The organism is Streptomyces aurantiaciflavus (assembly GCF_049808595.1).
Taxonomy (GTDB): Bacteria; Actinomycetota; Actinomycetes; order Streptomycetales; family Streptomycetaceae; genus Streptomyces.
This window is the reverse complement of the sequence record NZ_JBNCAQ010000002.1, coordinates 224,412-234,475: the sequence shown is the minus strand read 5'-3', so window position 1 is coordinate 234,475 and position 10,064 is coordinate 224,412. Positions and strand designations below refer to the sequence as shown.

The window sequence follows — 10,064 nt, the reverse complement described above, 5'->3', positions numbered from 1 at the left end:
CCCCCCGGCGGCTGCCCCCCCCCCCCGGCGGGGGGGGGGGGGGGGCCCCCCCCCCCCCCCCCCCCCCCCCGCCGGTCGGATCAGCCCCGGTACAGCACGAGCGTGCTGCGCGGGCCCAGCTTCGGGCGTACGCCGGCGCCGATCGTCTTCCCCGTGGCGAGGTCGCGGGCCGGGCCGAAGTCCTGGCGGGCGGGCAGGGTGACCGTCTTGTCGGTGCTGGTGTTCATGGCGACGAGGTAGTCGCCGTACTCGCACAGGTAGAAGGGCGCACGGCCGACGAGCATGGTCTCGACGCCGTCGAAGTAAACACCGAGGGTGGGGTCGGGGATGTCGTCGGGGACGGGGGCGAGGCGGTAGACGTCGCCCGCCAGGGCCTGGTGGAGGGTGTCGCCGGGCGGCGGGAAGCCGCCGGGCGGGATGTGGGAGGCGCCGGGGTCGTTGATGGCGTAGTCCCACAGGACCCAGTCGCGGGCCGTGAAGGTGTTGTCGGTGGTTCCGGCGGAGCGCTCCCGGATGGTGGCCGAGCGCTGGTCGACGGGGGTGACGTGGTGGACGCGGGCGTAGTTGTTCACGCCCTGACGGGAGCGGAAGTAGAGGGAGGCGAACAGGAGTTCCTTGCCGTTCTTGACGGCCACGCAGCCGTTCTCCTCGTCGGTGAGGACGAAGTCGGGCTGGTCCCAGTCGGTGGGGATGCGGCCGGGGCGGGCGGCCAGGGACCGGAACTCGTCCCAGTCGCGGGAGAGGAACCGCAGGGCGTTCAGGCCCACGCGGGTCCAGGTGTGGGTGGCCTGGAGGTGGAGCTGCGGGTAGAGCTGGCCGTCGGCGACCATCTCCTGCGTCCAGCCGACGATGTCGGGGTCCTTGAAGACGGCGGCGGACATCACGGGGTTGGAGTCCCAGGCGGTGCGGGAGGCGTAGGCGGTCTCGCCGGGGTAGACCTCGTTGCGCCAGCCGATGACGGTCTCGATGCGGGAGATCCGGCAGTGGTCCCGGTCGACGTCGATGACCCGGAACTTCCCGCGCGCCTTGGTCATCCTGACCATGTGGTCGCGCAGTTCGGGGGCTTCCTGGCCGCCGTATCCCCTGGTGACGGACTCGTACATCATCACCAGCCAGTCGATGACCTCGCCGTAGCTGCCGACGTAGCCGAGTTCGCGGGTCAGGCCCGCCCTGGTGACCTGGTAGTAGTCGTCGCCGAGCGGCTTGGTGGGGTTGCCGTCGGCGTCCTCCGGACCGAGGTAGGGCACCATGCCGATCGACTGGTACAGGTAGTCGCGGGCCCTGTCCTCGGGCAGGGCCAACTCCGGGGCGAGGAGCCTCAGGCCGCGGTTGGTCTGGTAGAGGCCGATGGCGCAGATCTGTGCCTGGTTGCTGTAGTGCGGGAAGTGCTGCCGCCAGTAGTCCCGGCTGGACTTCAGCATGTCGACGTACGCGTCCTTGCGCACCGGCGGCACGGGGGTGGTCGTGTCGGCGGGGGCCACGAGGGTGACGTCGTCGAACCAGGCGGTGCCGGGGCCGTTGAGCCGCAGGTGCATCTCCATCTGGGTCGCGCCGGCCGGGGTGTCGAAGACGAACCTGACGAACTCCCAGTCGTGGGTGCCCTTGCTCGCGTACACCTTGTGGTCGCTGCCGACCAGCTTGCCGTTCGCGTCGTAGAACAGCGGGTCGATGTGGGCGCCGAGACCGGTGACACCGTCGGTCCTGATCCAGGCTCCGTAGGTGTAGGTGCCGGAGCCGATCCGCACCCTGACGCCGGAGTTGACGTAGCTGTAACCGTTCGTGGTGGCGACCTGGAGCTTGAGGGAGGCGGAGCCGGAGCGGGAGACGGTGGTGTCGCGGGCCCAGGTGCCGCCGCCGGCGGTGGCCCAGCCGGGCATCTGCCAGGCGGTGGGCGTGTCGGCGCCCGCCTCGAAGCCGGGGTTGGCGATGGCGTACGGCGAGCCGGTGACCCGCTCGTTCAGGCGGTCGCCGAGATGCTCCCACAGCAGGGCCAGTACGAGGCCGACCCGGCCGAAGCCCTGCCACTGCTGGTCGGAGCCGGTCATCACGGTGGAGTCGGACTTCCAGGCCATGTACCGGCCGTCGATGGCCTGCAGCACCCGGTCCACCGCCTGCGGGTTCCGGTAGGCGGGGCTGCCGGACCAGAGGTAGCCCTCGGCCAGCGACTGCATCGCCCAGCCGTCCAGGGTGGACGGGTTCGCGGTGGTGAGGAGGTTCTTCTGGTCCTTCTGCACCCGCGCCTTGATGGCGTCGAGGACCTCCTCGCCGCCCGTGCGGGCCTTGGCCTCGGGCGCGGTGCCCTGGACCTCGCCCTTGGGCGGCACGAAGTAGGGGTCGGTGTGGGTGTAGAGGCGGTAGATGCCGCGCGACGGCGTGGTCATGTTGTAGTACAGCTGGGCCTGGTTCTGGCCGTAGGACCAGATGCGGCCCATGGCACGGATCTCCAGCGTCACCTTGTCCTTGCCGGCGGTCGTCTTCTCCGGCAGCGGCAGGGTGTGGAAGAAGAAGCGGCCCGGGGTGCGCGGGGCGGTGTCGAGGATGTCGAGGCTGTCGACGGCGCCCTGGTCCTGGTAGCCGACCTGCTTGCCCTCGCAGAAGAGCTGCAGCCGCCACATGCCGGTGCCGGACGCGGCCTCCTCGGAGGTGTCGTCGTGGTCGTCGCCCCACAGCCGGACGGTGACGTACGTGGTGCCGGTCGGGCAGACGGCGACGTCGAACTTCAGCGTGCCGCCCCAGTACGACGCCGGAGTGGTCGGGTTGAGGACCCGGGCGCTCTGGCCGAGTCCGCCGGTGACCGTGTCGGAGAGGGTGGCGGTGAGGCGGTGCGCGGCCTCGGAGTCCGCGTCGCCGAAGACAACGATGTCCAGGGGGGCCGGTTCGCGTCTTCCGGGAGAGTCCTCGGCGGCGACGGCCGACGGCGCGGACGGCAGGCCGAGGACGGCGACGGCGGCACCGGCCGTCCCGGCGTACTTGAGCACGTCACGGCGTGCGGGGGCGTGGGACACGGCTCTGAGTCCTTTACTTGAGGCTGCCCATGAGGATTCCGCTGCGCCAGTACTTCTGGAGCGCGAACATGAAGACCGCGAGAGGAACGATCGACAGCAGTGATCCGGTGAGGACGAGGGTGTTCATGTCGCGCGAGGTCTGCGCCTGCTGCACCCAGGAGAAGAGCCCCAGGGTCACGGGGAAGCTGCGCTCGCCGTTGAGCATGAACAGCGGCAGGAAGAAGTTGTTCCAGATGTTGATGAAGTCGAGCATGAAGATCGTGACGCCGCCGGTGCGCATCAGCCGCAGCGCGATCGAGGCGAAGATCCGCAGCTCGGTGGCGCCGTCGATGCGGGCCGCCTCGATCAGCTCGGCCGGTACCGAGGTGTCGGCGTAGACCTTGCCGAGATAGACCCCGAACGGGTTGATGAAGTACGGGACCAGCACGGCCCAGACGGTGTTCGTCAGGCCGATCTCGGCGAAGACCAGGTACAGCGGGAACGCCAGCAGGGTGCTCGGCAGCAGTGAGGCGCCGACGATGACCCCGAACAGGGCGCCGCGGCCGCGGAACTCGTACTTGGCGAGGCCGTACCCGGCGGCGAGGGAGATCAGTGTGGAACCCGCGGCGCCGACGGTCGAGTAGAGGACGGAATTGAGGATCCAGCGGCCGAAGACACCGTCGTGGTAGTCCCAGACCGCCCGCATGTTGCCGGCGAAGTGGTTCGAGGAGAACCACAGGCCGAACGTGGAGTACAGGTCGCTCTGGCTCTTGGTCGACGCGACGAGCAGGAACCAGGTGGGGGCCAGGGAGTAGAGCAGGAAGACGATCAGCAGGCCGGTGGTCAGGGCGATCGCGCGGCGGCTCGGGCGCACACCGCCTCCCGAGGCGCCGGTGGCCTTGGTGGGGCGTGCGGATGTGGTGGCGCTGCTCATGACATCTTCCTGTTCGTGACGCGGTAGAAGACGAAGGCGAGGATGCCGGTGACCACCGCGAGGACCAGCGACTCGGCGGCGGCGTACTGGTAGTCGCCGGTCTTGAACGCCCGGTCGAAGATCTCCAGCATCGGCGTGAAGTTCGTGCTGATCGACTCCGGTGCCACATACCGAAGGAACAGCGGCTCGGCGAACAGCTGGAGCCGGCCGATGAGGGAGAACATGCCGGTCAGCACCAGGATCCCGGTGATGTTCGGCACCTTGATCGACCAGGCGATCCGCCACTCCTTCGCCCCGTCGAGGCGGGCCGCCTCGTACAGCTCGCGGGGCAGCGCCTGCAGGGAGGCGGAGATCAGGATCATGTTGAAGCCGATGCCCTGCCAGGTGAGCAGATTGCCCAGCGAGAGGTAGGTGTTGAGGCCGCCGAAGAAGGTGAAGTGCGCGCCTGCCCTGTCGGCCACGTCCAGGATCGGGCTGGCGGTCGGGCTGTACAGGAACAGCCAGATCAGCGTCGCGACCACACCCGGAATGACGTACGGGACGAGGAGACCCGCGCGGAAGAAGCGGACCGCCCGTGCCGCGACGCCGTCCAGCAGCAGGGCCAGCAGCAGCGAGATGCCGAGCATGACCACGATCTGCACACCGCCGAAGAGCAGTGTGCGCAGCACGCCGGCCCAGAAGGTGTCGTCCGAGAGGATCGCCGAGAAGTTGGCGAAGCCCGTGAAGACGACCTTGGTCGGACCGAAGCCGATACCGCTGCTCTTCTTCTCGTGCAGGCTCTGGCCGAAGGCGTAGGCGATCGGCAGGACGTAGGTGGCCAGGAAGCCGATCAGGAAGGGCAGCATGAACAGCAGGCCCTTGTAGGCTCCCCGCTTCCCGGCCCGGCGGGGGGAGGTCCGCCGGGCCGGGGCGTCGGTGGCGACCGCGGGCGGTCGCGTCAGGGTGGACACGGGTGTCTCTCCAGGTGGGGTGCTGGGCGGGTCCGCGGCTGGGTGTGGGGCGGGTCCCCGGGCACGCGGGGCGGATCCCCTGCCGGGCAGGGGACGGATCACCACCGGACGCGGGGCGGATCACCGCCGCACGCGGGTCGGATCCGGGGGCGCGGGGCGGATCCCCTCCCGGGCAAGGGACGGATCACCACCGCACGCGGGTCGGGTCACCGCCGGACGCGGGTCGGGTCAGCCGGCGGCGACGGCCTTGACGCCCTTCTTCTTCAGGTCGGCGAGCACCCAGTCCTGAAGGTGCGTCAGCATCTCCTTGACGGTGAGCTGCTTCTTCATGACCTGGCCCCACTGCTTCTGCATCTCGGAGTACATGGCCGCGTAGTCCGGCCCGTACTGCCACTGGTCACCGACCCGGGAGGCAGCGGTCGTGATCACCTGGGCGCTGTCGGACTTCCCGTTGAACATCTCGGTCGGGATGATCTTGTCGACGTACGGCGACACGTCCTTGACCGCCGGGAAGAGACCGGACTTGGACTTGGGGTCGGTGAGCGCGGTCAGCGACTCCTTGCTGCTGGACAGCCAGGCGGCGAACTGGGCGGCGCGGTCGGGGTACTCGCAGCCCTTGAGTACGGCGGTGACGTCGAAGTTGCTGGAGGTCTGCGGCTTGGCCGGGTCGAAGACCGGGGCGTCGGCCAGCTGCCACCGGCCCTTGGACTTCGGGAAGTTGGTGTCGTAGATCGGCAGCTGCCAGGTCGACGTCGTCATCATGATCGTCTTGCCGAGGTCCCAGGTCTTGAAGACGCCCGGGTCCTGGTAGGAGGCGTTCGAGGCGAGGTCATTGTCGACGAGCTGCTGCACGATGTCGCCCGCCTCGAGCGCCTCGGGCGAGGTGAAGCCGATCTCCCAGTGGTCGCCGGCCATCCGGTACCACTGGGCTCCGGCCTGCCAGGACAGGTCGACGAGGGTGCTGGGGTCCTCACCGGCCATGTTGAAGATCTTGACCTTCTTGTCCTTCTTCTGCACGGCCTTGCCGGCGGCGATCACGTCGTCCCAGGTCTTGGGCGCCTGGATGCCGTACTTCTGGAACAGGTCGGCTCGGTAGGCGGTGAACAGCGGCGAGGAACCGGTGGGGATGCCGTAGGTGAGGCCGCCGGGGCTCACGGAGTTCCAGGCGGGGGTGGTGTAGCGGGACCTGTACGGGGCGGCGACCTTCGTGATGTCGGTGAGCAGGCCGTCGGCGGCGAAGTTCGCCAGGTTCATCCCGTCCATCTTGGACAGACAGGGAGCGTTGCCGGAGGTGATCGCGGCGCGCAGCTTCTGGTAGACGGTGTCGCCGGCCGCGTTGACGAACTTCACCTGGGTCTCGGGGTGTTCCTTGTTCCACACCGCGACCTGGTCCGAGATGCCCTCGGTCCAGCTCCAGAACTCCAGGGTGACGTCGCCCTTCCTGGTCCTGCCCGCCGAGTCGGTGTCGTCACCGCCGCCGCAGGCTGCCAGGACGAGGGACAGGGAGAGGGCGGCAGCCGCGCCGGCCAGGGCTCTCTTGGGGATGGTGCTCATCGGTCCTCCGGAAAAGGCGGGACAGCGCCTGCGGTGGGGAGAAGCGCGCGGGCGGCAGGAGTGAGGAAGCGAGGGGACGGTCATCTGTTGTGTAACCGTTTGCTGTGGGACCGTAGGACTCCGGGGCTGCTTTCCGCAAGAGGGACGGAGTCGCGTGTTTCCGCAAGCTTTCGCCGACGTAACCGGCCCCCGCCGTCTACCTGGGTTTTTCCGTATGTGTCGATTTGAGGGAGCCGAGGACGACAGACAGGTTCACCTTGCGAGAGCATTGACCGGCCGACAGGACAGTCCTTAGCGTGGAATACGGTTACTGAGCTTTTTCCTCCTCAGTTGGAGATCACCGCCCATGCCGCAGCCGCCCCGCGCCGTGTTCGCCATGAACCCGGTGCACCTTCCCGAACTCTTCCCGCCCCCGCTCATGACCCGGCTCCGGTCGCTGGCCCGGATCGATCCCGCGCTGGTCGTACGGGACTTCGCCGATCCAGGAGTGGCCGAGGTCCTGGCGGAGGCGGAGGTGCTGATCACCGGCTGGGGCTGCCCTCGCGTCGACACGGACGCGCTGACGGCCGCGCCCGGGCTGCGGGCCCTGCTGCACGCCGGCGGCAGCGTGCGCGGCTGGGTCGGCGACGCGGTCTGGGAGCGCGGGATCGCCGTCTCCAGCGCGGTCGACGCCAACGCGCTGCCGGTCGCGGAGTACACGCTCGCCGCGATCCTGTTCGCCGGCAAGGACGTGTTCGGCCTCAGGGAGCGGTTCCGGAACGAGCGCACCTTCCCGACCCCCGGCGACTACGCGACCGTCGGCAACCTCGGCCGACGGGTCGGGATCATCGGCGCCTCCCGGGTCGGCCGGCGGGTCCTGGAGCTGCTGCGCCCCTTCGACTTCACGGTCACGCTGCACGACCCCTACGTCGACGACGCCGAGGCCGCCGCGCTGGGCGCCGCGCCCCTGCCGTTGGACGAGTTGCTGCGCACCGCCGACATCGTCAGCCTGCACGCGCCCGACACCCCCGAGACCTACCGCATGCTCGACCGCCGGCGGCTCGCGCTGATCCCGGACGGCGGGGTCCTCGTCAACACATCGCGGGGCGCGCTCGTCGAACACGGCGCGCTCCAGGACGAGTTGGTCGGCGGGCGGATCAGCGCGGTGCTCGACGTGACGGAACCGGAGCCGCTGCCCGCGACCTCGCCCCTGTACGCACTGCCCAACGTCTTCCTGACCCCGCACCTCGCCGGCTCGCTCGGCAACGAGCTGGAGCGGCTCGGACGCACCGTCGTGGACGAGCTGACGCTGCTCCGCGCGGGATCACCGCTCACCCATACCGTGCGCCAGGCCGATCTGGTCAACAGCGCCTGATCCGGGCCGGGCGCGGTGGCACCGGTCGGCGGCCGGGCGACCACAAGGGCGCCGCTTCTCGTGTTCAGCGGTCTGTGGCCTCTGACCTGCGCCCATGGCCTGCTCCGGCCGACCACGGGCGGGGGTACGGGCCTCGCTACGGCGCCGGGGTGAACGTTGTGGCAGCAGCGTCTGCCGCGCAGCGGGAGGCGAGGGCAGAAATCGTTTACTGAGCGGGTAGCCCGCGTTTCTCACCCGCGGGCTCGCAGGACAGACTCGATGCAGTAACGTCGTGGCCGTGACAGACGAGGAAGAAGGCCCGTCCGGCGGGCCAGCCGTGAAGAGGGCGAGGAGGAAGGGAAGGGCGGCCGACCGGCCGAGCACCATCCGCGACGTCGCCGCGAAGGCCGGTGTCTCCGTAGCAACCGTTTCCCGGACTCTGGCGGGCAACTACCCGGTGTCCGCGGAAACGAGGGAGCGGGTCATGGCCGCCGTCGACTCCCTCCACTACGTCGTGAACGTCCATGCCAAGGCGCTCTCCGGGCGCGTCGCCGGCCCCGTCGCCCTCGTCCTCAGGGACATCACGGGCCCGTCGCTCGCCCACGTGGCCGCGGGAGTGGAGCAGGAGGCCGGCAGCCGGGGTCGCCTCAGCCTGGTCTGCTCCACCCAGGGCGACACGGAGCGGGAGGACGATCTCGTCCAGCTCATGCGGGAACAGCACGCGGCGGCGGTCATCCTCGTCGGCGGCACCGTGACGGACGACGCCTACCACCGCCGGATGGCCGGCTACGCCACGGCTCTGGACTCCGCGGGATCCCGGCTGGTGCTGTGCGGTCGGCCGCCACTGCCCGGCGGCGTCCCGGCGACGGTCGTGGACTACGACAACCGCGGCGGCGCCTTCCAGGCCACCGCGCACCTGCTGACGGCCGGACACCGGCGCGTCCTCTTCCTCGGCGGCTCCCCCGGCTTCAGCAGCGCGGAGGAGCGCCGCCTCGGCCACCGTGACGCCCTGCGCGCCCACGGCACGCCGTACGAGCAGGAGCTGGACACCTTCGGGGACTACACCCGGAAGTCGGGCTACCTGCGCACCCGGGAGGCGCTGCACGCCGGAGTGGAGTTCACGGCGGTCTTCGCGGGGTCCGACATGGTCGCCCTGGGGGCGCTGGCCGCCCTGCGCGAGGCCGGTCTGCGCGTCCCGCGCGACGTGTCCCTGGTCGGCTTCGACGACGTCCCGTTCGCCGCCGACCTGACTCCGGCCCTCACCACGATCCGCGTCCCGTACGAGGAGCTGGGCCGCACCGCCGTACGCCTGGCCCTGGAACGGGAGGTGGGTTTCGCCTCCGACGACCACGTCGTGCTGAGCACGCAGCTCGTGATCCGGGATTCGGTGCGTCCGGTGAACGCGTGACGCGGCTCCGTCGGTTTCCAGGGGCTTTTCCGGGACCTTCTGCACGGCGCCACGGGGTCGGAACACGGCGTGGCCGGCGTCGGCGCGCAGGCGAGTGAGGACGGCGAAACCGCCCACCGAAGTCGCCGCTCGCCGTAGTACGAGGCGCGAGGGGCAGGCCGGTCCGCCCGTCCGCGGTGTCGCCCTGGCCGCGCAGGTCTCTCCCCCCGTCGCCAGGGCCTTCGCCTCCGTGGCCCATCTGGCGAAGCCGCCGACGCCGCTCTTCCGCTCTTCCGCTCTTCCACCGTCGACGGTCGCGCGCGTCGCGGTGGCGGCCTCCGCTCCCGGACGTGGTGCATGCGGCGCCGGCAGGGCGCCGTTCAGTCGGCGGCACGGGTACGGGCGCCGCGCCCGCTCCTGCCGACGAAGAAACTCAGGAGTGCGGTGACCTCGCTCGCCACCGCCAACCGAACGCTCCACTCGCCCACGAACCCCCGGCCGACCTCGGCGAGTCCGGGCAGGCCGAGGAGCGCGGTGCTGAGCGGATAGGTGGCCAGACAGACGATCAGCACCATCCAGAACGGCGGCTCATTGGACATCGACAAGGCCGAGGAGGCGAAGATCACGACGATGCTGAGCGCGATGACGAGTGAGGTGAAGGTCATGACCACCAGCATTCCGGCGGCCGTGCGCCCCCTCATCGGCCGTCGGCAGGAAAGGCGTCTCTACCCGAAGGTGGACCCCGGTGCCGATCCGCGCCGAACCGGGCTCGCTTTCGGGTGGGTACACCCGCACCGGCGGGAGGTCGGCAGAGCGCGGGAGCCCGCTCACGAGATTTCCTGACAATACGAAGAGGTCGCAGTACGGTCGCTGACCGCTACACGACCGATACGCTCTGTCGATGTCGAGCCGGCGCATCGCC

Annotated in this window: 7 protein-coding genes; 2 read left to right on the top strand and 5 right to left on the bottom strand. The window is 70.0% G+C overall.

Annotated features, from left to right (window positions below; all coding sequences use genetic code 11):
• Positions 1 to 80 precede the first annotated feature (80 nt).
• From ACPT94_RS02825 to ACPT94_RS02810, 4 genes are all read right to left on the bottom strand, one after another.
• The gene (locus ACPT94_RS02825; protein ID WP_425244991.1) at positions 81 to 3,005 is read right to left on the bottom strand and encodes a Tat pathway signal sequence domain protein; all 2,925 of its coding nucleotides are present in this window, start codon (positions 3,003 to 3,005) and stop codon (positions 81 to 83) included.
• Positions 3,006 to 3,018: 13 nt separating this feature from the next.
• On the bottom strand, positions 3,019 to 3,918 hold the full coding sequence (locus ACPT94_RS02820; RefSeq protein WP_425244990.1) for a carbohydrate ABC transporter permease: 900 nt from the start codon (positions 3,916 to 3,918) through the stop codon (positions 3,019 to 3,021).
• Positions 3,915 to 4,868, bottom strand: a complete 954-nt coding sequence (locus ACPT94_RS02815) for a carbohydrate ABC transporter permease (protein ID WP_425244989.1) — start codon at positions 4,866 to 4,868, stop codon at positions 3,915 to 3,917. Before ACPT94_RS02815 ends, ACPT94_RS02820 begins: the two co-directional genes overlap by 4 nt.
• A 228-nt stretch (positions 4,869 to 5,096) precedes the next feature.
• The gene (locus ACPT94_RS02810) at positions 5,097 to 6,422 is read right to left on the bottom strand and encodes an ABC transporter substrate-binding protein (RefSeq protein WP_425244988.1); all 1,326 of its coding nucleotides are present in this window, start codon (positions 6,420 to 6,422) and stop codon (positions 5,097 to 5,099) included.
• A gap of 346 nt (positions 6,423 to 6,768) precedes the next feature.
• Here ACPT94_RS02810 and ACPT94_RS02805 point away from each other — a divergent pair, with 346 nt between their 5' ends.
• Positions 6,769 to 7,776 carry a hydroxyacid dehydrogenase gene (locus ACPT94_RS02805; RefSeq protein ID WP_425244987.1) on the top strand — a complete coding sequence of 336 codons (1,008 nt, stop codon included), beginning with the start codon at positions 6,769 to 6,771 and terminating at the stop codon, positions 7,774 to 7,776.
• A 364-nt stretch (positions 7,777 to 8,140) separates the two neighbouring features.
• Positions 8,141 to 9,163: a LacI family DNA-binding transcriptional regulator gene (locus ACPT94_RS02800; protein WP_360331134.1), complete on the top strand. Its 1,023-nt coding sequence runs from the start codon at positions 8,141 to 8,143 to the stop codon at positions 9,161 to 9,163.
• 359 nt (positions 9,164 to 9,522) lie between these two features.
• Here the strand turns inward: ACPT94_RS02800 and ACPT94_RS02795 are convergent, their stop codons facing one another.
• The gene (locus tag ACPT94_RS02795) at positions 9,523 to 9,807 is read right to left on the bottom strand and encodes a hypothetical protein (RefSeq protein WP_360330527.1); all 285 of its coding nucleotides are present in this window, start codon (positions 9,805 to 9,807) and stop codon (positions 9,523 to 9,525) included.
• Positions 9,808 to 10,064 lie beyond the last annotated feature (257 nt).